At 53.4% G+C, this 19,878-nt stretch carries 24 protein-coding genes and 1 tRNA gene; 22 read left to right on the top strand and 3 right to left on the bottom strand.

Going from position 1 to position 19,878, the window contains the following annotated elements; translation table 11 throughout:
- Positions 1-28: 28 nt before the first annotated feature.
- The 17 genes from BLU70_RS13065 to ndk all read left to right on the top strand — a co-directional run bounded on the left by BLU70_RS13065 (position 29) and on the right by ndk (position 14,283).
- The gene (locus tag BLU70_RS13065; RefSeq protein WP_040290004.1) at positions 29-508 is read left to right on the top strand and encodes a hypothetical protein; all 480 of its coding nucleotides are present in this window, start codon (positions 29-31) and stop codon (positions 506-508) included.
- Between the two features lie 150 nt (positions 509-658).
- Positions 659-1,336, top strand: a complete 678-nt coding sequence (cmk, locus tag BLU70_RS13060) for a (d)CMP kinase (protein ID WP_006447496.1) — start codon at positions 659-661, stop codon at positions 1,334-1,336.
- Positions 1,326-1,922 carry a lysophospholipid acyltransferase family protein gene (locus BLU70_RS13055; protein ID WP_074693743.1) on the top strand — a complete coding sequence of 199 codons (597 nt, stop codon included), beginning with the start codon at positions 1,326-1,328 and terminating at the stop codon, positions 1,920-1,922. The genes cmk and BLU70_RS13055 overlap by 11 nt, the downstream gene beginning before the upstream one ends.
- 249 nt (positions 1,923-2,171) lie before the next feature.
- Positions 2,172-3,332 carry a 30S ribosomal protein S1 gene (gene rpsA / locus BLU70_RS13045; RefSeq protein WP_040290010.1) on the top strand — a complete coding sequence of 387 codons (1,161 nt, stop codon included), beginning with the start codon at positions 2,172-2,174 and terminating at the stop codon, positions 3,330-3,332.
- A 114-nt stretch (positions 3,333-3,446) separates the two neighbouring features.
- Entirely contained in the window at positions 3,447-4,010 is a 564-nt protein-coding gene (locus tag BLU70_RS13040) for a hypothetical protein (protein ID WP_143027546.1), read from the top strand.
- Between the two features lie 66 nt (positions 4,011-4,076).
- Positions 4,077-5,450 (top strand): radical SAM protein, encoded by a 1,374-nt coding sequence (locus BLU70_RS13035; RefSeq protein WP_040290016.1) that lies wholly within the window; start codon positions 4,077-4,079, stop codon positions 5,448-5,450.
- 30 nt (positions 5,451-5,480) lie between these two features.
- The gene (gene der / locus BLU70_RS13030; protein ID WP_074693741.1) at positions 5,481-6,809 is read left to right on the top strand and encodes a ribosome biogenesis GTPase Der; all 1,329 of its coding nucleotides are present in this window, start codon (positions 5,481-5,483) and stop codon (positions 6,807-6,809) included.
- Positions 6,810-6,842: 33 nt separating this feature from the next.
- Complete coding sequence (gene plsY / locus BLU70_RS13025) at positions 6,843-7,457, top strand: glycerol-3-phosphate 1-O-acyltransferase PlsY (protein WP_074693740.1); 615 nt, start codon at positions 6,843-6,845, stop codon at positions 7,455-7,457.
- Positions 7,454-8,494: an NAD(P)H-dependent glycerol-3-phosphate dehydrogenase gene (locus BLU70_RS13020; protein WP_040290021.1), complete on the top strand. Its 1,041-nt coding sequence runs from the start codon at positions 7,454-7,456 to the stop codon at positions 8,492-8,494. Before plsY ends, BLU70_RS13020 begins: the two co-directional genes overlap by 4 nt.
- Before the next feature lie 92 nt (positions 8,495-8,586).
- The gene (gene gcvH / locus BLU70_RS13015; RefSeq protein ID WP_006447504.1) at positions 8,587-8,970 is read left to right on the top strand and encodes a glycine cleavage system protein GcvH; all 384 of its coding nucleotides are present in this window, start codon (positions 8,587-8,589) and stop codon (positions 8,968-8,970) included.
- Between the two features lie 274 nt (positions 8,971-9,244).
- Entirely contained in the window at positions 9,245-10,723 is a 1,479-nt protein-coding gene (gene spoIVA, locus BLU70_RS13010; protein ID WP_040290023.1) for a stage IV sporulation protein A, read from the top strand.
- Between the two features lie 120 nt (positions 10,724-10,843).
- Positions 10,844-10,920 (top strand) — tRNA-Pro (locus BLU70_RS13005).
- A gap of 68 nt (positions 10,921-10,988) precedes the next feature.
- A complete protein-coding gene (gene mtrB, locus BLU70_RS13000) occupies positions 10,989-11,228 on the top strand; it encodes a trp RNA-binding attenuation protein MtrB (RefSeq protein ID WP_006447507.1) in 240 nt (79 codons plus the stop codon).
- 77 nt (positions 11,229-11,305) lie between these two features.
- Positions 11,306-12,043 carry a heptaprenyl diphosphate synthase component 1 gene (locus BLU70_RS12995; RefSeq protein ID WP_074693739.1) on the top strand — a complete coding sequence of 246 codons (738 nt, stop codon included), beginning with the start codon at positions 11,306-11,308 and terminating at the stop codon, positions 12,041-12,043.
- A 1-nt stretch (position 12,044) separates the two neighbouring features.
- Positions 12,045-12,749: a demethylmenaquinone methyltransferase gene (locus BLU70_RS12990; protein ID WP_006447509.1), complete on the top strand. Its 705-nt coding sequence runs from the start codon at positions 12,045-12,047 to the stop codon at positions 12,747-12,749.
- Positions 12,750-12,760: 11 nt separating this feature from the next.
- Positions 12,761-13,726, top strand: coding sequence for a polyprenyl synthetase family protein (locus tag BLU70_RS12985; RefSeq protein ID WP_074693738.1), 966 nt, complete (start codon positions 12,761-12,763; stop codon positions 13,724-13,726).
- 107 nt (positions 13,727-13,833) lie between these two features.
- Complete coding sequence (ndk, locus tag BLU70_RS12980) at positions 13,834-14,283, top strand: nucleoside-diphosphate kinase (protein WP_006447511.1); 450 nt, start codon at positions 13,834-13,836, stop codon at positions 14,281-14,283.
- Positions 14,284-14,343: 60 nt separating this feature from the next.
- Here ndk and BLU70_RS12975 read toward each other — a convergent pair whose 3' ends face one another.
- Positions 14,344-15,219 (bottom strand): patatin-like phospholipase family protein, encoded by an 876-nt coding sequence (locus BLU70_RS12975; protein ID WP_074693737.1) that lies wholly within the window; start codon positions 15,217-15,219, stop codon positions 14,344-14,346.
- 43 nt (positions 15,220-15,262) lie between these two features.
- Between BLU70_RS12975 and BLU70_RS12970 the strand changes: the two genes are divergently transcribed.
- From BLU70_RS12970 to BLU70_RS12950, 5 genes are all read left to right on the top strand, one after another.
- Positions 15,263-16,027 carry a CheR family methyltransferase gene (locus BLU70_RS12970; protein ID WP_244885217.1) on the top strand — a complete coding sequence of 255 codons (765 nt, stop codon included), beginning with the start codon at positions 15,263-15,265 and terminating at the stop codon, positions 16,025-16,027.
- 95 nt (positions 16,028-16,122) lie between these two features.
- Positions 16,123-16,332 carry a hypothetical protein gene (locus BLU70_RS12965; RefSeq protein WP_006447514.1) on the top strand — a complete coding sequence of 70 codons (210 nt, stop codon included), beginning with the start codon at positions 16,123-16,125 and terminating at the stop codon, positions 16,330-16,332.
- Positions 16,333-16,447: 115 nt separating this feature from the next.
- A complete protein-coding gene (gene cbpB, locus BLU70_RS12960; RefSeq protein ID WP_006447515.1) occupies positions 16,448-16,888 on the top strand; it encodes a cyclic-di-AMP-binding protein CbpB in 441 nt (146 codons plus the stop codon).
- Between the two features lie 21 nt (positions 16,889-16,909).
- Positions 16,910-17,611 (top strand): biosynthetic peptidoglycan transglycosylase, encoded by a 702-nt coding sequence (locus BLU70_RS12955; protein WP_074693735.1) that lies wholly within the window; start codon positions 16,910-16,912, stop codon positions 17,609-17,611.
- Positions 17,612-17,627: 16 nt separating this feature from the next.
- Positions 17,628-17,867, top strand: a complete 240-nt coding sequence (locus BLU70_RS12950; RefSeq protein WP_006447517.1) for a biotin/lipoyl-containing protein — start codon at positions 17,628-17,630, stop codon at positions 17,865-17,867.
- Positions 17,868-18,069: 202 nt separating this feature from the next.
- On the opposite strand, the gene BLU70_RS12945 is transcribed toward BLU70_RS12950, so the two are convergent.
- Complete coding sequence (locus BLU70_RS12945) at positions 18,070-19,416, bottom strand: cation:proton antiporter (RefSeq protein WP_006447518.1); 1,347 nt, start codon at positions 19,414-19,416, stop codon at positions 18,070-18,072.
- A 234-nt stretch (positions 19,417-19,650) separates the two neighbouring features.
- Positions 19,651-19,878 (bottom strand): hypothetical protein (locus tag BLU70_RS14670; RefSeq protein WP_176780914.1); only part of this gene is annotated, 228 nt, incomplete at its 5' end.

The following is a 19,878-nucleotide window of genomic DNA, read 5'->3' as shown; positions in this document are numbered from 1 at the left end:
TGCATAGGTTAGCCATGGAGGGATGTCCATGGCGAATAAACGGTCTGATCGACCTTTTATGCAGTGGTTTGACGACTTATTGATACCTGTAACAATGGGTGTCTTGTCAGTGCTTGTCCTTGTGCAGGTCGTAGGCATGGCTCCATCTATGCGCAAGGCAATGGATCGCATGGAAGGTCGCTTTGTCAGCGCGACGGTCGCGGAACCAGCTTCGGTGCGATCTGCTTCCGGCTCCATCGTGTTGACAGCCAGTTCTGTCGCAGATGCTTCGCACGTCGTTGTCTTTCGCAATGGGGTCTCTCTTGGTACGTTCACTACCAACCAAATGGATATCTTGGTGCATGAAGGCGACCACATTACGTTTCGCGATGAGACCCCCAATGGTCCAGAAGTGTTCATTTACGTCACGGATCAAGCGCCGAATCTGCTTTTGCCAGCCACTGGTGAAACGGTCGAATTAGGAAGTGGAACAGCAACAGCAGATCTTGATCAGGTTTCGTTTATGTGATGGAGAAGTCTGCTTCGTTGAATGGAAAACGGTTCGTATGATACCATCAAGCCAACAGATGTCCTGCAGAGGAGGGCACGATTGCTCCGTTAGGCGATGCGCCCTGCGAACGTGGGACAAACTGCGATGAACAGAAGGGAGGGCGGCTCTATGGTTCCCGTCAGCATCGCGATCGACGGACCGGCTGGAGCAGGCAAAAGCACGGTTGCCAAGCTCGTTGCTAAACGGCTGAATCTGATGTACGTCGATACGGGTGCCATGTATCGCGCTGTCGCGTATCTTTGCGTCAAAGACGGCGTGGATGGCCGGGTTGAGCGAGCCGTTCGCGAACTTCTCGATACGCACAAAATCACCTTCGAACAGGGAGCAGACAACGGTTTGCGCGTTTTTGTTGACGGTGTCGAGGTGACCGCCAGGTTGCGGGATCCCGAAGTGAGCGCATTGGTTTCCACCGTGGCGACTCACCCGGCTGTGCGTAGCCAATTGACGGACTGGCAACGCGATTTTGCGGCACGCCATTCGGTCGTGATGGATGGGCGCGACATTGGTACGGTTGTCTTGCCAAACGCGACGGTTAAGGTGTTTCTGACGGCGGCGCCGGAGGAACGCGCACGCCGCAGGCAACAAGAGTATCATCAGATGGGCTATGAGGTTGCGTTTGACGATATTGTCAGAAGCGTGATCGAGCGGGATAAAAAAGACTCTGAACGCGCGCTTGCGCCGTTGCGGGAAGCGGAGGATGCTGTGCGCATTGACTCGACCGACAAGCCGATCGAGTATGTGGTGGACGAGATTGTCCAACTGGTGGAGAATGCACATGTCCGGTAACGCGACAGACTTGCCGCGGACATTTTTGTATCGACTGGCACGCACCGTCGTGACAGCATTCTTTCGACTCTGTTACAGGATTCGGGTAGAGGGGCTGGAACATGTACCTCGATCCGGTGGGATCATTATCGCTAGTAATCATCTGAGCAACTTGGATCCGCCATTGTTAGGTGTCATGGTTCCGCGATACATACGGTTCATGGGCAAGGCTGAACTCTTTCAAATTGCGATGCTAAGCGCGTTGTTTTCGGCTCTGGGTGGCTTTCCTATTCAACGCGGACGCATTGACAAACAGGGAATCCGCAAAGCCATCTCCATTGTCGAAGAGGGTGGCTGTCTTGTGATGTTTCCAGAGGGGCACCGCTCGAAAACAGGCCAACTCGGGACTTTAATGCCGGGGATTGCAAGCATTGCCAGAAAGTCCAACGCCACCGTCGTTCCGACGGCAATTGTGGGTCCGTACCGATTGTTTGGCCGGGTGACGATCCGCTTTGGAGAACCATTCGCAGCTGGCGAGTTACCGTCGGAAGATCTTTTGTCCCACCTATCCTCGGAACTCGAGAGATTGCTTGCAGTCAAGCATTAGAGTCAGCGCTGAGCACGAGTTTGGATGGATGGTTTTCCAAGTCGCGCATGTCTATGTTAAAGTAATGTTGTTGGTTCGTGGTGTAGGTGGTCGCGAAAATGACGGTTTGCGGTTTGTTCATTTTGGTATTCTAAGGGTACATCGAATGGACGGGCCGGCAGGTCCGCCGCCATGGCAGAACTTGAATGAACGCCGACCCTGTCGCGCGTTGCCACTATACAACTGACCATGGAACAGGAGGCCAATCAAATGTCAGAGGATTTGCGTGAAATGTTAACCGACGCTGCGGTGCGCGAGGGAGATGTGGTGACCGGAGAGGTAACCGCCGTCGATGAAAATGGGGTAACGGTTGCATTGTCGCATGGCTTTGAAGGTCATATTGCCCCTCAAGAACTGTCTGCTGTGCCCGGTACGAATCCGACTGAGGTGACCTCAGTAGGTAGTCAAATTACGGCTGTCGTTGTCAAGGTAGACATGGAGTCAGGTCAGGTGACGTTGTCCAAGCGTCGCGCTGAACAAGCATCGGCATGGAATCGCATGCAGGAGTTGCTGGCAAGCGGTGAACCGATTGAAGTGGAAATTCGGGACGTCGTTAAGGGCGGCTTGGTTGCCGATGTTGGCGTCCGCGCGTTTATTCCGGCTTCATTGGTTGATAGGCGATTTGTCGAAAATCTCGACGAGTTCAAGGGCAAAACGCTTCGTGCCAAGGTTGTTGAGGTCGATCCCGAAAAGAACAAATTGATTCTGTCTCGCCGTGCGTTGCTCGAAGAAGAGACCGAAGCCAAGGCAAAGGCCTTGATGGAAGAGTTGAAGCCGGGCGACGTGATCGAAGGCACGGTGCAACGATTGACCGATTTCGGTGCTTTTGTTGATATTGGTGGCGCAGATGGACTCGTGCATATTTCTGAACTGTCGTTTTCCCATGTGAATCATCCGTCAGAAGTGGTTCACGAGGGAGATCGCGTGAAAGTACGCGTTTTACGCGTGGACCCGGAAGCTGGTCGCATTTCGTTGTCCATCAAGGCTGCATTGCCTGAGCCTTGGGAAGAGCATGCGAACGATTACCAACCGGGCGATGTCGTACAAGGTGTCGTCAAGCGCGTAGTCGACTTTGGCGCGTTTGTGGAATTGCAACCTGGCCTGGAAGGCCTTGTCCACGTCTCGCAAATCTCGAACGAGCACGTCGCTCATGCGTCTGATGTGCTGCAGCCTGGTCAGGAAGTTACTGTTCGCGTTTTGAGCGTCGACCCAGAGCGTCGCCGGATTTCACTTTCCATGCGCGAGCCAGGGCCAAGCCGCAGCGAAAATACGGGGTCGAATCGCCGTCGCGAGCGCCGTCCAGTGGAGCGCCAAGACGACTCTGGCACGGGTGCCACACTTGGCGACTTGTTCGGCGACTTGTTCAAGTGATTTGAAGAAATATATCCACCCGTCCCACCAAGTGGGGCGGTTTTTTTTATGAAGAATAGGGGAATGTGGGAAAGAAACATACTGAGGATGAAAACGTTGAAGGGAGTTTCCTGTGTGACTACCCCGCTGTCCTTGTACTATCTCATGCCTCTCATCACCGCCTTGGGCTTGTGGCCATCGATAGAGCCTGGTACAACGCGTGTGCTATACCGCACAGCCGCCATCGCGACACTGGCGGAAGCTACCCTTTTCCGAGGGTGTATTCCCCAAATTGCCGTCTATTCACTCGTACTGATCACGGTCATCCTTCGTGGTATTCAAGAACTGCATATTTGTCGACATATCTCTTGGTACAGCCTCGTCCTTGGCGTCATTACCGCTACCTTAGCTTGGGAATGGCCACGATTCGCACCATTCGCGAGGCCTTTCGGTCTGTCCGCTAACTGGTTTGCGGCCATCTGTACGACGATCCTAATTGGGTTTCTGGCGGACCGCGGCGAGGTGATGCGGACGTGGTTTATTTCGTTCATTGTCATAAATCTGCTGTGCTTGATTTTTGGACAGGGGGCTGACCTGCTCTTTACCTTTTGGGCTATCGAAGCAGGCGTTCAGGGATCCCTATTCATCCGTAGACATATACTTGTTACTTGGGGACAAAAGTTCGATGACGGTGGATGAATTGACGCTTTCGTGACCATATTGCATAATGAACTATCGTATGTAAACGAGCTTAGGAGGGGAATCATGCCAATCATTAAAGAAGTCAAGCCTGGATCGTTGGCAGAGGAACTCGAGCTCGAACCTGGAGACGAAATTTTGCGGATCAATGATACGCAAATTACGGATATTGTGGATCTTCAATTCGCGCTCGCGGACGAACTTATCGAGATCGAAGTACGCCGCAAAAACGGTGAGCTTTGGGAGCTTGAAGTCGAGAAAGATTACGATGAAGGGCTTGGCGTCGAGTGGGAACACCCTACGGTCGACCGCGTTCATCTTTGCCACAATAAATGTGTATTCTGTTTTGTCGATCAAATTCCTGGTCAGATGCGAAAAACGTTGAACGTGCGGGATGACGACTATCGTTTGTCTTTTTTGCATGGAAACTTTGTTACGCTCACGAACCTCAAAGAAGGTGAGTTAGAGCGGATTGTTCGATTGAAGATGTCGCCTTTAAACATTTCGGTTCACACGACGAATCCTCAATTGCGCGTGCGCATGTTGGCCAACAAGAAATCTGGCGAGATCATGAACCAAATTCGCTATCTAGCCGAGCATGGCATCGAAATGAATACGCAGATTGTGCTCTGTCCGGAGTGGAATGACGGGGAGGAATTAGATCGAACGATTCGCGACCTTTACCCGTTCTACCCAGCGGTGAGGACTCTTTCCGTGGTTCCGGTCGGGCTCACGAAGCACCGCCGAGGATTGCATAAGTTGCGTGGATGCACACCGGAGGAAGCGGCAAGGGTTGTCGAACAGGTTGCGCGTTGGCACGAATTTCTGCGGCCGCGACTGGGAACGTCTTTTGTCCAAGCTGCAGACGAGTTTTACGTGATGGCCAACCTCGAGGTTCCGCCGAGCGAATACTACGATGATTTCTCGCAGATCGAAAATGGCGTCGGCGTCATACGAACGTTTTTGGACGAAGTGGCGGAGGCGAAAGTGCGTTTACCGCATAGGACCATCAATGGCCAACGTCGGAAGGTCGGCATTATTACAAGTGTCTCGGCAGAACGTACGATCCGCTCGTCGTTGCGATACCTGGATGACATTCGCGACTTGTATTACGAAGTGTTTCCTGTCGTCAACCACTTTTACGGAAACAACGTCTCGGTGGCAGGGTTGCTGACCGGTACGGACATCACGCAGCAACTGGCGGGGAAGGTGGCTCATCTCGATACGCTCCTGTTGCCGGACATTATGCTGAAGGACGACGAGGATATTTGCCTCGATGATTACCGCGTGCAAGATATCGAACGCATGCTCAACGTCAAGATCACCGTTGTTCCTGCCACCGGTATGGGGCTTTTGTACGGTGCGCTCGGTTACACGCAGGCCTTGCCGCCGCGCCGTCGCTACGAGGCCACTCTGCGCAGTGCCGTGGGTCTTGACTGAGAACATTCGTTTGTCGAAAGGGTTGTATCCATGCCACTACCTGTCGTTGCAATTGTCGGAAGAGCAAATGTCGGGAAATCGACGTTGTTTAATCGGCTCATCGGGGAGCGACTCTCTATAGTCGAAGACGTACCGGGCGTCACTCGTGATCGTATTTATGCGAAGGCGGAGTGGAACGGCGTTTCGTTTCACTTAATCGACACGGGCGGCATCGAGATGGACGAGGAAGATGAAATGGGCAATCTCATTCGCATTCAGGCACAGCTTGCGATTGACGAAGCGGATGCCATCATCTTTCTCGTCGATGGCCGTACTGGCCTGTCGGTGCAGGATGAGTACGTTGCAGAATTTTTGCGTCGATCGAAAAAACCGGTGGTTCTCGGTGTGAACAAGCTCGATCACGTCAGTCACCACGCTGCGAGCTATGAGTTCTACCAACTCGGTTTTGGCGATCCCATCCCACTGTCCGCCGAACACGGTACGGGGACCGGTGATTTGTTGGATGCTGTGGTTGATGTGTTGCCGAAAGAGGAAGACGAGCCCGTTGACGACGAGGCCATTCGTGTCGCATTTATCGGCCGCCCGAACGTCGGCAAATCGAGCCTCGTCAACCGCCTGCTCGGAGAAGAGCGGGTGATGGTCAGTGACACCGCTGGCACGACCCGCGATGCCATCGACACGCCTCTTGTGCACGACGGTCAAAAGTTCGTATTGGTCGATACGGCTGGTGTCCGCCGAAGAGGAAAAGTGTACGAAAACATCGAAAAGTATAGCGTGCTCAGAGCCTTACGGGCTATCGAGCGTACTGATGTCGCGTTTATCGTTCTCGATGCTGAGCGCGGGATCGCCGAGCAAGATAAGCGGGTGGCGGGATACGCACTAGATGCCGGTTGTGCAATTGCGTTTTTGGTCAACAAGTGGGACGCCATCGAAAAGGACGACAAGACGGCACATCGCTTCGAGGAGGAGATCCGCAGTCACTTCCCGTTTATGCGCTGGGCTCCCGTGCTGTTTGTATCGGCGTTGACGGGACAGCGGGTGACGCGGGCGCTGGATCTCGCCCGTGACATCGCAGAACAGCATGCGATGCGGGTGCAGACGTCGGCTCTTAACCGGGTACTTGCCGACGCTCAAATCTCGGTATCGCCTCCGTCGAGCAAGGGGCGGAAGTTAAAGTTGTATTACGCGACGCAGGCATCGGTTCGCCCGCCCACCTTTATCATCTTCGTCAATGACCAGGAACTGTCGCACTTCTCGTATGAGCGCTATTTGGAGAATCAACTTCGGGAAGCGTTTGGCTTTCAGGGCACGCCAATTCGCATCCGAATGCGTACGCGTGGGCAGGACGCGGATGACTGACGGCGGTCATTTCAACTCAGGGAGAGAATCGGCATGTCGTTCTGGATGGGTTGTTTAAGCGTGGTCATCGCCTATATCATTGGCTCTATCTCGACGAGCACTTTGGTGGTTAGGCTGGTGTCTGGGCGGGATATCCGCGAAGAAGGCAGTGGCAATGCTGGCGCCACCAACACGATGCGAGCCATTGGTACGAAGTGGGGCGTGGTTGTGCTGTTGGCAGACGCGTTGAAGGGCATGATTGCCCTTTGGATAGCGTTGGCGTTGACTAGGGGCTCCGTCATCGCAGCGGCTGTATCGGCCATTGCGGTGGTTGTCGGGCACAACTGGCCGATTTTTTTCGGTTTTCGCGGTGGTAAGGGGATTGCAACGACGATTGGCGTTTTGCTGTGGCTGGCGCCTATTCCGACCGTGATCGCGGGTGTGATTTGTCTCATTGCCATTGCATTAACGAGGTACGTGTCGCTCGGATCGCTCATCCTGACGGTGCTCGTGCCAATCATCGTCGCCGTTTGGTTTATGCACACGGCCGTTCTTGTCGCGAGTATCGTTCTGGCGTTGTTGTCGATTTATCGGCATCGTTCCAACATCGCGCGGCTGGTTCGTGGTCAGGAGCGCAGAATTTTCGATAAGTCGGGCGAAAGCCTATGACAAAGGCAACGGTGTTAGGGGCAGGCAGTTGGGGTAGCGCACTGGCGGTGGTACTTGCAAACAACGGTTATGAAACCGTGGTATGGGCACGAAGTGAGCAACTTGCAGAGGATATCAATCTACGCCATGTCAATGAGCGCTATCTGCCGGGCGCAACTCTGCCAGAAGGGATTAGGGCAGTGACCCGTGTGGAAGAGGCTCTAGCTGGGGCGAGGCTCGTCGTCTTGGCACTTCCATCGTCGGCGCTGGCGGACAGTGTGGAATGCTTGCGCTTTGTCGCTGATGGCGCCGTTGTGGCTCATGCCGTGAAGGGCTTTATCCGGCCGCAAAACCTACGAATTACATCATACATACAAGATCGCGTACCGGCTGTACGCGATCGGCTTGCCGTGATTTCAGGACCGTCTCATGCCGAGGAAGTTGTGCGTCTGCTTCCGACGACGGTTGTTGTGGCTAGCGAGAGTCGGATGGTCGCCGAATTCGTTCAAGATGCTCTGATGAACGATCGGTTTCGCGTGTATACACAGGCTGACGTCGTCGGGGTGGAGTTGGGCGGTGCTCTCAAAAATATCATTGCGCTTGGTGTTGGGTTGGTCGATGGGCTTGCCCTTGGCGACAACACGAAGGCCGCGCTCATGACGCGGGGACTGGCTGAGATGACCCGTTTGGGAGTGGCTTTGGGCGCTTCCCCGCTCACGTTTTCCGGATTGGCTGGGGTGGGCGACCTGATTGTGACGTGTACAAGTGAACATAGTCGCAACCACCGAGCTGGATGTCTGCTGGCACAGGGATTGTCGTTAGACGCCACGTTGAAGCGCATTGGCATGGCGGTGGAAGGTGTCGGTACGACCTTTGCAGCATCGGAACTCGCGCGCTCGCATGGGATTGAAATGCCGATCACGCGCGCGATCGAAAAAGTTCTGCTTGGGGAATTGTCGCCTGCTGATGGCGTCGGGTTGCTCATGCGGCGCGGCAAGAATCACGAGATGGAGGATGTCGGCGCACAGCCACTCACGGCCTTATGGACGCGTCCATAGTCGTTGCAAATGCTTGCACGGTGGCCTTGTCCTACCACTTTTGCTACACTACAATCGCGATCACAACTCGCTTGTGAACAGGAGGTACCCTGATGAGTCATGTGCCCGAGCAGTTAAAGTACTCCCGCGAGCACGAATGGGTTCGCGCCGAGGGAAATCGCGCCTATATTGGAATTACGCATTTCGCGCAAGACGAATTGGGCGATATTGTGTACGTCGAATTGCCGGAAGTTGGGGCGACGGTCACAGCTGGTGAAACGTTTGGTACGGTCGAGTCGGTGAAGACGGTTTCGGATCTCTATGCGCCCGTGAGTGGCCAAGTTATCGAGGTAAACAAGGCGCTTGCAGATGCGCCGGAAAAGGTCAATGAATCGCCGTACGATGAGGCTTGGATGATTGTCGTCGAAATGAGCGACGCAGGCGAGTTGGATGCACTACTTTCTGCAGATGCGTACGCGAAACATATTGAATCCTGAAGTATAACGGCATATGAGCCGCGGTGAGGAGATCCCATCCTCGCCGCGGCTCTTTGTTTTTCTGGGCGTTGGCGTTCTACTTTGTCTCGTTCATCCGTATACATAGTTGCGTCAGGGACGAGGTTTTGCGTATGGCGAAGCATACCCTGTAGTGCGACGCATATATTTTCTACTGTCCACCGACACCGGGACAGTCTACGGGGGATTGTCAGTGGGCCGGGGCAAGGCATGCGTTTGGTGCAGTCTACGCCGGTCATCTTGAGGAGGGAGAAGCGTGGAAAAATTCGACGTCTTTAAGGACATTGCTGAGCGGACGGGGGGAGATATCTACCTCGGCGTGGTCGGCCCCGTGCGCACTGGCAAGTCGACCTTTATCAAAAAGTTTATGGAGCTTATCGTCATTCCTAATATTAAGGACGAGAGCGAACGGGTTCGCGCTACCGACGAGCTCCCGCAAAGTGCGGCGGGTCGAACCATTATGACGACCGAGCCCAAATTTATACCCAACCAAGCGGTTGAAGTGAGCGTTGCAGAAGGCTTAGATGTCAATATACGAATTGTCGACTGCGTTGGCTATGCTGTTGACGGTGCGCGTGGCTATGAAGACGAAAATGGACCGCGCATGGTGACAACGCCATGGTTTGACGAACCGGTGGCTTTTCAAGAGGCTGCTGAAATTGGCACGCGCAAGGTTATTGCGGATCATTCCACAATCGGTATCGTGGTGACCACTGACGGATCTGTAGCTGAGATCCCGCGCGAAGGTTACGTCGAGGCCGAAGAGAGAGTTGTTGCCGAACTCAAAGAACTCGGTAAGCCCTTCGTGATCCTGGTCAACTCCGTGAACCCGGATCATCCTCGTGCACAAGACCTGCGCGACGAACTGGCTGCGAAATACGACGTCCCTGTCATTGCACTTTCCTGCGCAACGCTTACGACGCACGAAATTCACTATGTCCTGCGAGAGGCTTTGTACGAGTTCCCGGTTAAGGAAGTGAACGTGAATCTGCCGAACTGGGTCATGGTTCTCGACGAGGAACATTGGTTGCGCCGGCAGTTCCACGAGTCGGTGCGCGAAACCATTCAGGACATCCGCCGTATTCGCGACATCGATCGGGTTGTCGCACAGTTTGGGCAGTACAGCTTCGTGTCGGCGGCAGGGCTGTCGCATATGGATATGGGGCAAGGGATTGCTGTCATCGAACTGGATGCGCCAGACGAACTGTACGATCAGGTGTTGACCGAAGTTGTCGGCGTGCAGATTACAGGGCGCGATCAATTGCTGCGAATGATGAAGGAGTTTACCTACGCAAAGAAAGAATATGACAAAGTTGCAGATGCCCTCCGTATGGTTCGCCTGACTGGATACGGGATTGCACCGCCAGCTCTCGAGGAAATGACGCTAGACGAACCAGAATTGATTAAGCAAGGTTCTCGTTTTGGGGTTCGGCTCAAGGCGACAGCACCGTCGATTCACATGATTCGCGTCGATGTCGAGAGCGAATTCGCACCCATCGTCGGCACGGAGAAGCAGTCGGAAGAGCTAGTTCGTTACTTAATGCAGGATTTCGAGAAGGATCCGCTAAAGATTTGGGAAAGTGATATCTTTGGCAAGTCGTTGGCGGCTATTGTCCGCGAAGGTATCTCTGCAAAACTTTCCCTGATGCCCGAAAATGCGCAGTTCAAGTTAAAGGAGACGCTACAGCGCATCATCAATGAAGGCAGCGGGGGTTTAATAGCTATTATTCTATGATGATGGCCTGGGGTGACTTCACCCCAGGCTCATTTGTGCCTTGCGTTCGGCGTAGGGACGTGCTACAATAATTGAGGCTCGAGGGAGATTTGAGCCAACAATTCATCATGATGTCCACAGCGGGATGTGGCGCAGCCTGGTAGCGCGCTACCTTGGGGAGGTAGAGGTCACGGGTTCGAATCCCGTCATTCCGACCACAAACCAGCGTGATATACGCTGGTTTTCGTTATTTTCTCAGCCCATTTTGGTAAAAGGGGGCCTCCGTGTGTCAGACTCGTCCGTATCAGGAGATTATTTTGTGATACGCGCCTTGGAGAATGGTGTTCAGGTCATCGGCATGACGCGCGGTGCACAAACTCGCTTTCACCATTCCGAAAAACTGGATAAAAACGAAGTGATGATCGCACAATTTACAGAGCATACCTCCGCGATGAAAATACGGGGAAAAGCAGTGTTGTACACCAGCTATGGCCAAATTCGCACCGATGGTGGGGACGAAACGTGAGGACCACGACTTTATGGTATACTAACCGCAGTATACATCGGGCGGCCTGGTCTGGGTGCTAAGGAGATGAAATCGGCTTGACGGACAGTAAGGAAGCGATGTTCAGACGCGTTGAGCGGAAGGCTTTGACGCATATGCACCACGGCTACTTGACAATCCGAAACGTCCGCCAAGCGGTTAGTCGATTTCACTTCGACGCCGGTTACGCGATACTATCCGCCGCAGCCGTAAAGGATGACGAGGTCGAACAGGTACTAACCGCGTTGCTTCTGCTTGAACAAGGATTGTCGATTCATGACGACGTCGATCGCTGCCAATCGTCCGATCAAGGTCTCATCGTGCTGGCTGGCGATTATGACAGCAGTAAATATTATTACATTTTGGCCGGTGTTGGCGACAGTGCGTTGATGTTCAGCCTATGCGAAGCGGTTGTCCAGATCAACGAAGCAAAAATGGCTCTGTTATTGAGCACTGCGCCGCTATCCACCAATGAATACATGCGGTTGATGAAAGTCGTGGAGGGACAGTTGCTGAAAGCATTGGCCTGTCACTACTTGGGTGAAGACGGCCAGTGGATGTTACATATTGATTCCCTGGTGCAGGCTTACATTGTACAGGACGAGTTGCGTGCACATCGTTTCTCGAAGCGATTGACGACCCGGCAGGCTTCGGAATGGCTGTCGCACTCGCTCGAGCAGTTAGAGATGGTTGCAGGAGGTGCCTTGACAAACCCTTTATACAGTTTCCTGGTTGAATATTTCGGGCCGATCCGGGAGACGGTTCGGGATTTGCAGTTGGCGGAAGGGAAAGGTTGACATGCAAGGCGACAAGGCTACATATGTGCACGATGTCTTTTCCAAGATTGCGCGACAGTACGATACCATGAATTCAGTGCTTAGCTTTCAGCAACATCGTCTGTGGCGGAATTTTGCGATGCGGCAACTCCCTATTCAGTCGAACTCGCATATTCTCGACGTCGCCGCAGGAACGGGAGCTTGGACGTTTGCCATGGCTCGCCGCGTTGGATCAGAGGGGCGAGTCGTCGGTCTCGACTTTACAGAAGCGATGTTGGATGTCGCTAAGGAGCGCCTTGCCACATCGCCCGACAAGGACAAAATTCAATTCATCCATGGCAATGCGATGGACTTGCCCTTCGCTGACGATACGTTCGACATTGCGACCATCGGCTTTGCGTTGCGCAACGTACCCAATGTAGAAGGTTGTTTGCGTGAGATGATGAGGGTGGTCAGGCCTGGCGGTGTCGTCGTCTCGCTTGAACTATCGAAACCGGATAGGGTCTGGTTTCGAAAGCTTTACTATTTTTATTTTTACAATATCCTTCCGCGCATCGGTCAACTTGTAGTGGGAGATAGGGCTCCGTACGCCTGGTTACCTGAGTCGTTGACAGATTTTCCTGATAGACATCAGCTGGAGGACATATTCCGCAGCGTTGGCTTGTCTCATGTGCGTAGCTACCCATTGACGTTCGGGATTGCCGCACTTCATATCGGCTGGAAATGAGAGACGAACACGTGGATTTTCAACAAATTTATGAAGAGTATCGTCCGCGCCTGGAGCAGGTCGAGCAGATTTTAAAGGAACGGGCGAGATCGAATCAGGCGGAACTGACATCTGCCGGTGAGCAGCTTTTAGAAGCTGGAGGAAAACGTATCCGTCCGCTGTTTGCGCTGATTTGTGGGACCGTTGGCGAGAATGTTTCCGATGATGTGGCCAAAATTGCCGCTGCTCTTGAAATGACACATATGGCCACGCTTGTGCACGATGACGTGATCGACCAAGCGGCGTTGCGGCGCGGTCGACCTACTGTGCGCAGTGCCTTTGGCAATCTTGCGGCTATGTATACCGGGGACTATCTCTTTGCCAGGGCGATTCAATTGCTTGCTGAAGTGGATAACCAAGAGGTTCATCGCGCCATGGCGAACGGCATCGTCAAAATGTGCCAAGGAGAAATTGAGCAGATTCAAGACTTTTATAATTGGTCGCAAGGTTTTAAGACGTATTTCCGGCGTATCCAGCGCAAAACTGCGTTGCTGATTGCGTTGAGTTGCGGACTTGGGGCACTTGTCGGTGGTGGGCGCAACGAAGAGGTGCACGCCCTGCGCCGTTTCGGCTATTACACAGGTATGGCGTTTCAAGTTATCGATGATGTGCTCGATTTTACCGGTTCTGCAGAAGTTGTCGGCAAGCCCGTGGGTGGGGATTTGCGACAAGGCAACATTACGTTGCCAGCCCTTCTCGCCTTGCGCAATCCGGGCTTGGCGAAGCGCTTGCAAGAACTGGTGCATCCAGCGATGTCGGCACGCGAGGCGACGGAAGCTATTGATTTAATTGTTGGATCGGGTGCACTTGGCGAGGCTAAACGGGTGGCTGATTGGTACATTGCCAAGGCTTTATTGGCACTACAAGCTGTCTCGCGTGTATCGGTTCGCCAACAACTGACCACTCTGACATTGTTCTTGGCGGATCGGACATTTTAATGCTCACTTGAACTTCCGGGTCGATTTCCGTACAATAACGCCGTCTACATAGCCGCCGATACGTTCGGCGGATTCGATTTCTAGAGTCCAGATGAGGAGTTGTCCGTATGGCAGTGGAAAAGACGTTTGTCATGGTCAAGCCCGACGGCGTTCAGCGTGGCTTGATTGGAGAGGTACTGGGTCGCTTCGAGCGAAAGGGCCTGAAGCTGGTCGCAGCGAAGCTGATGAGCGTACCGCAATCACTTGCTGAACAGCACTATGCAGAACATCGCGAGCGCCCGTTCTTTGGAGAGTTGGTGTCGTTCATCACCTCATCCCCTGTATTCGCCATGGTTTTGGAAGGGGAGAATGCGATTTCTGTAGCCCGTACGTTGATGGGGAAGACGAACCCTGCTGAGTCTGCGCCGGGCACCATTCGCGGCGATTATGGTCTGACCATTGGCATGAATATTGTGCATGGTTCCGATTCGCCGGAAAGCGCAGCTCGTGAAATTGAGCTTTGGTTCAGCGAAGGTACCGTCTCGTACGACAAAGCAGTCGATGTGTGGCTCGCGTAATCGTCGACATGGTGTCGTTCAGCCCGCGCTAGGCGCGGGCTTTTTTCATCCTAACTGCGGTTATTCGTTCTGCAGAAATGCTCGAATTTGGTCCGCTTGTTCGTAAACTGCTTGTTCGCCTAACTTTACGCATTCCGACATCTGCCGAAATGTGCGCCAACGGACGCGACTCATATCTGGTTCGACGACGAATAACCGCGAACTCGGTGCCATGTCGTTGTCGATAGACTCGCGCAATAGAATATCGAACGATCGCGCGAGCACGTCGACGAATGTCCTAGGCTCATAACGGCTTGGCAAACGGTACAGGTTGACCGCAATGATTTTGTCGCAACCGATTCGTTCCAAAACCGAGACAGGTACATAATGTCGCATGGCACCGTCCACAAGCAGGTACCCATCGAGCGGGACAGGGGAGAAGACGCCAGGAAGTGCGCAACTTCCTGCGATGGCGCGCGCTAAGTCAGATGTCGTAGCAAACGTATCGGCGCGTTGTTGCAAGGCGGAAAAGACGACAGGGTGACCAGATAGTAAATCTGTTGCCACAACGTATAAAGGGATTTGCAGTCGGCGCCCTGAAAGTAAACGTTGAATGTACATCGTAAATTTTTTGCCCTGAATAAGCCCGGCAGGTACGGTGGGAAGCGGGGATTTAAACCCGATTTGCGCTTTGGCAAGGGTCCAAAGTGAAGACCAAACAGGAAAGCCATAGTCAATCAGCTTGAATCCAGGAAACGCGAGAAGCAATTTGTGAAATGCCTCGGTGCGATAGCCGTGCGCGTATAAGGCACTGACAAGGGAGCCAGCACTTGTACCAGCAATGGCATCCGGTTGTACTCCAATTCGCTCAAGTGCAGCGAGGACGCCTGCATGGGCTGCAGCTTTGAGCGTTCCACCGCTTAGAGCTATGCCCAAAAACGGCTTCGATCCCGGCATTCCCAACCACCTCGCGCAAATCAAATGGGAGTGGAGGATGTTCATGGATGAGTTCGAATGGTTTGTAAACGCGTTTCGAGCGTTAACAGGCATCGACTTGTCGCATTACAAGCGGCCGCAAATGGAACGTCGCTTGACTAGTCTGCGCGATCGGCGCGGCTATTCCGATTTTCCTAGCTATGTACAAGCTATGCGTGGGAAGCCGGAGTTACTTGACGAACTCTTGGATCGAATGACCATTAACGTATCGGAATTCTTTCGCAACCCGGAACGCTGGAAGGATTTGCAGGCCGTTGTGCAGGGCATGGGACAGTCGATTCAGGCTTGGAGTGCGGCTTGTTCAACAGGTGAAGAACCTTACTCTTTGGCCATTTTACTCGCGGAAATGAACGTACGGGCGACTATCCTAGCTACGGATATCGACCTGCGCGTGTTAGATAAGGCTCGCCGCGGCGAATATGTGCAGACGCAACTGCGCGAAGTCGACGATCGGCTACGACACCGATATTTTCATCAGCAGGGTAGTGGCTATCGAGTCCGCGATGAGATTCGTCAGGTGGTTCAATTTCGTCAACACAATCTGTTGTCCGATCCTTATCCCACCGATCTCGACTTGATCATATGCCGCAATGTGTTGATTTATTTTACCGAGGAGACAAAACAGCAGTTGGTTCGTCGCTTTGCTGCGTCCCTACGACCAGGTGGCGTCTTATTTGTCGGCAGTACCGAACAATTGCTCGGACTATCGCTAAGCGGTCTGCGGCCAAGCAAGCCTTTTATTTACGTCAAAGCGGAAGCTGGCGAATGAACTTTGTATTCTCATGGTACGTCAGTTCGTATAACGGAAGCCGTCTCCGGTCACGCTAACAAGCGGGATCGCAATGGAGGAGGCGAGACGTCGCGATGACGGACACAAACCGCGCGCACGGCACGCCCGTGCCTGATGGAAATCAAGCGCATGGCAGCGAGCTGTTCCTGGATTCTGTATTCGACGGGATTGACCGCCTACAACAGGACGGCGGTGTCGCGCCGGAGATTGCACATCGCCCACAGGATGAAGTTGAAGTGCCACCTCCCGCTATCGCTCGTCGTCGGATTGGACCAGATGTATAAGGGTTCGCGATTGACGTCGCCATATCGGCGGCGTCTGATTTCTGGTAAAATACAATCCGACACCATGAGGCCGCCGACGAGCGGCTGAAGGGAGATTAGTTCATCTATGGCGTCTATGCAAGAGTTCACTCTACAGCACGAGGACATCGCACGCTTGATCATCGATGCAGAAGACGTTGCGTGTGTACATCCTGCACACAGTGCCGAGCATGCTCTACTCGTCCTGATCAAATCAGGTTACTCGGCGATTCCGGTGGTCGACAGCGCTGGTCGTGTAGTAGGCATCATCAGCAAGACGCTGATCCTGGATCGAATTCTCGGCCTGGAACGAATCGAGTTTGAGGCTTTGTCACAGTTCACTGTCGCGGACGTTATGCGGACAGATTTTCATAGAATTCATCACGACGACACATTTTTGCGGGCACTGCAAATGAGCATTGATGCCCCATTCCTCTGCGTCGAGGACGATGATGAGCGGTTTGTGGGATTGCTTACGCGACATGGAATCCTCGCCTACTTGAACGGCATCATCCGAAAAAACTTGCGGCGCCCGTAGGGTGCCCCTGGCGGTGGGGTCTTGAGACGGTGGGTGATTCGTATCATTTTGGTCATCGTCGTGTGCTTGGGCGGAGCGAATTTGTACTTTCATTATGGCTTCCGCGTTGCGGATCGCGTGCGCGCGGCGGCAACGCTGCGGATGCAAGCACACGGTGTTCATGCTCTGACATACGAGCAGATTCCCGTTGCCTTTCGCGAGGCTATGATTGCCACAGAAGATAGGCGCTTTGCGACCGATCCCGGGATTGACCCAATCGGCATCGCTCGCAGTTTGGTGGTCGATATTGAACAAGACGGCTATGTTGAGGGTGGTTCGACGATCACGCAACAGCTTGTCGACAATACAATTCTCACCAAGCAAAAGACACTGCGACGCAAACTTTTGCAGGCCTTCTACGCGATTGGACTATACGACACCATGTCAAAACACGAAGTGTTTTCCCTTTACAGCAACGTGATTTATTTTGGACACGGTGCGTACGGGTTGTATAATGCCTGTGAAACCTACTTTGGACGGACGCCAGGCGAGTGCAACGAAGGCGAGCTGACGATGCTTGCAGGGCTTCCGAACGCCCCTTCCGCGTATGATCCGTTCACAAACTTTACACTCGCGCGCGAACGCCAGCGGATCGTCCTTGAAAACATGGTAGACGATCACCAGCTGACCGAAGCACAGGCAATGCATATTTTCGCCGAGCCCATCCGGCTCCGTCATTTGTAACGAGGAGGTCCATCCCATGCTAGACGTTCGACTGCCGCAACTTGGCGATTCGGTGACGAAGGCTCTCGTTACCACTTGGCTCAAGTCTGTCGGCGATCGCGTGGAGCGCGACGAACCGTTGCTCGAGGTAACGACAGACAAGGTCACGGTCGAAGTACCGTCAGAGGTCAGCGGAACCCTGCGCGAAATTGTCATCGAAGCGGGCCAATATGCAACGATGGACACCGTCTTGTGCCGAATCGAAGAAGACGAGTGAAACTTATTTGCTGCGCCGGCGTCCTCGTGTGATAAGGATGATGGCTGCAGCGGCACAGAAGATGGTGATAATCCAAATGGTAAAAACCAAGGCAAAAGCCCCCCTTAACGTCTTGGCGATCACGCTTTAACGTGTGTAGCCTGGCCGTTTTCATACCCTGAGGCGCCGTCGTGGCGCCTCAGGCAGTGGGGGGCTTTCGCGGTCAAAGTTGCGGTGTAGATGGCGTTTCAGCGTGTTCGCTGAGCCAGAGGTCCTGTTGAACTTTTTGTACCACAAGATGCTCGTCGCCCGGCATCAAGCGTTTTCCGCGCATGAGGATCATCCGGAGCCACGTTCCAGCCATCCATGACGTGATCAGCGCCAGCATCACCAAAATGGCGTAAAAGGTCTGGTTGATAATTCCGAGCGAAAATGCCGTGGACGAGAGAACGATGCCGGGACCTCCGCGGGCGTTCATGGCGGCCGCAAAATTGGCGCTCGTCAGTCGATCGCTGCGGATGATGCGACAGGTCAGGTATACCACGACACTTTGCACAACCGTTGCAAATATCAGGTACAACACAAAGAATCCGAGGTTAAAGTCTTTCACGAGATTGAGCTGGAGACCGACAATCGCAAAATAAAGTGGAATGAATAGAGAGAACGATATGCCTTGTACGCTTTCTTCGAGGCGCGCGAACCAACGGTCGGGCAAGCTGAATTTCGTCGCCACCCCTGCCAACAGGGCTCCATACATAACGTCCACGCCAAGATACCCTGCGATATCCGACAATGCGAACAGGATAATCAAAAAGTAGCCGAGGAACGAAGCGCGGAACAAAATGTTTGCCCGATTGGATGTCACTTTTCGCAACAGCCATGGCATGACGCCGATACAGACGGCCAGGAAGGCAAATGTGACAACGAGACTCTTCGATACCACCCAAGCGTTAATGCTTGTGCCGTGGCCGGATACCAATCCGGCGGCGATGGCCAGGGCTACCCAGAGGATGATGTCGTGGACGCCTGCGATTGTGACAATGATTTTTGCAAATCGTGAGTGCATAATTCCGAGATCGGAAAAGATTTTCGAGATCACCGGAATGGATGTGACAGCGATTGATATCGCGACGACGATTTTCAACGCCAGCAAGTTGTGATCAGGGCCAAGGAACTGTGCTGGATTGAACAGGCGAGTGGCGAACCAACCGACGAGAAACGGGATCACGGTCGAGCCAATAATGATGGCAATGCCCGTTTTCACGTCCGATCGCGCAAATCGCGCTTGGAACTTGAGTCCTGCTGTATAGAGAAGCAGGAGTTCGCCGATGTAATACACGAAACCGAATAGATTCCCTTCCGACGAAAAGCCGAGGAACAACCAGTGAAAGAAACTCGGGAACAGCGTTCCGATACACGTCGGGCCAAGCAATACACCTCCGGCTACTTCGCCAATCACGCGCGGGATTGCCAGCTTCTCGGCAAGAAAGCCGAGCAGGTGAGCGGCGGCGAGCAAAATGACCGTGGCCAGTAGGAAGCGCGCCAGGTCTGCGCCTGCCAATGTAAACATAACTTCCCCTCCTCAACGATGTGGTGGATGCGGTTGTACGACAGCTTATGTACAAGTGGAATGGATGTCCATGATACGAACCTATGGGTTCTCAATCATAGCAGGACGCCTGTTGGCGCCCTGCCATACGCGAAGTTCTACCAAAGAAATGCGAGCCAGAAAATCCAAGCGAACACGTGATACCCTGAGTGACCACATGTATTTTTGGCCTGATAATGCGGTTTTTAAGGGGGATTAGTGGATGAAAGTGACTTGAATCTGTCCGTCTGGTTGTACATCAATGCGCTGCACAATGTATCGTAGAAGGTCTCGACGTTCATCGGGCGATGCATATTCCCACATATCTCGAAAGCGGGCGAGAACAGGCAGCATCTCATCGAAGTGTACTTCTGCCTCCTGTGGACGAGCGGAATCGAGCTTTTTTCGCAGCGCCGACTCCTGGTCGTTGAGTTTCTGCAACCG

Origin of the sequence: Alicyclobacillus hesperidum, assembly GCF_900107035.1 — a bacterium.
GTDB lineage: Bacteria > Bacillota > Bacilli > Alicyclobacillales > Alicyclobacillaceae > Alicyclobacillus > Alicyclobacillus hesperidum.
Note: the sequence above shows the minus strand (reverse complement) of the source record. Positions and strands in the feature narration are given on the sequence as shown.

Coding starts and splice junctions, on each gene's coding strand:
- BLU70_RS13065 (WP_040290004.1), top strand. CDS start 29: ATGGCGAATAAACGGTCTGATCGACCTTTTATGCAGTGGTTTGACGAC.
- cmk (WP_006447496.1), top strand. CDS start 659: ATGGTTCCCGTCAGCATCGCGATCGACGGACCGGCTGGAGCAGGCAAA.
- BLU70_RS13055 (WP_074693743.1), top strand. CDS start 1,326: ATGTCCGGTAACGCGACAGACTTGCCGCGGACATTTTTGTATCGACTG.
- rpsA (WP_040290010.1), top strand. CDS start 2,172: ATGTCAGAGGATTTGCGTGAAATGTTAACCGACGCTGCGGTGCGCGAG.
- BLU70_RS13035 (WP_040290016.1), top strand. CDS start 4,077: ATGCCAATCATTAAAGAAGTCAAGCCTGGATCGTTGGCAGAGGAACTC.
- der (WP_074693741.1), top strand. CDS start 5,481: ATGCCACTACCTGTCGTTGCAATTGTCGGAAGAGCAAATGTCGGGAAA.
- plsY (WP_074693740.1), top strand. CDS start 6,843: ATGTCGTTCTGGATGGGTTGTTTAAGCGTGGTCATCGCCTATATCATT.
- BLU70_RS13020 (WP_040290021.1), top strand. CDS start 7,454: ATGACAAAGGCAACGGTGTTAGGGGCAGGCAGTTGGGGTAGCGCACTG.
- gcvH (WP_006447504.1), top strand. CDS start 8,587: ATGAGTCATGTGCCCGAGCAGTTAAAGTACTCCCGCGAGCACGAATGG.
- BLU70_RS12990 (WP_006447509.1), top strand. CDS start 12,045: ATGCAAGGCGACAAGGCTACATATGTGCACGATGTCTTTTCCAAGATT.
- ndk (WP_006447511.1), top strand. CDS start 13,834: ATGGCAGTGGAAAAGACGTTTGTCATGGTCAAGCCCGACGGCGTTCAG.
- BLU70_RS12975 (WP_074693737.1), bottom strand. CDS start 15,219: ATGCCGGGATCGAAGCCGTTTTTGGGCATAGCTCTAAGCGGTGGAACG.
- BLU70_RS12970 (WP_244885217.1), top strand. CDS start 15,263: ATGGATGAGTTCGAATGGTTTGTAAACGCGTTTCGAGCGTTAACAGGC.
- BLU70_RS12965 (WP_006447514.1), top strand. CDS start 16,123: ATGACGGACACAAACCGCGCGCACGGCACGCCCGTGCCTGATGGAAAT.
- cbpB (WP_006447515.1), top strand. CDS start 16,448: ATGCAAGAGTTCACTCTACAGCACGAGGACATCGCACGCTTGATCATC.
- BLU70_RS12950 (WP_006447517.1), top strand. CDS start 17,628: ATGCTAGACGTTCGACTGCCGCAACTTGGCGATTCGGTGACGAAGGCT.
- BLU70_RS12945 (WP_006447518.1), bottom strand. CDS start 19,416: ATGTTTACATTGGCAGGCGCAGACCTGGCGCGCTTCCTACTGGCCACG.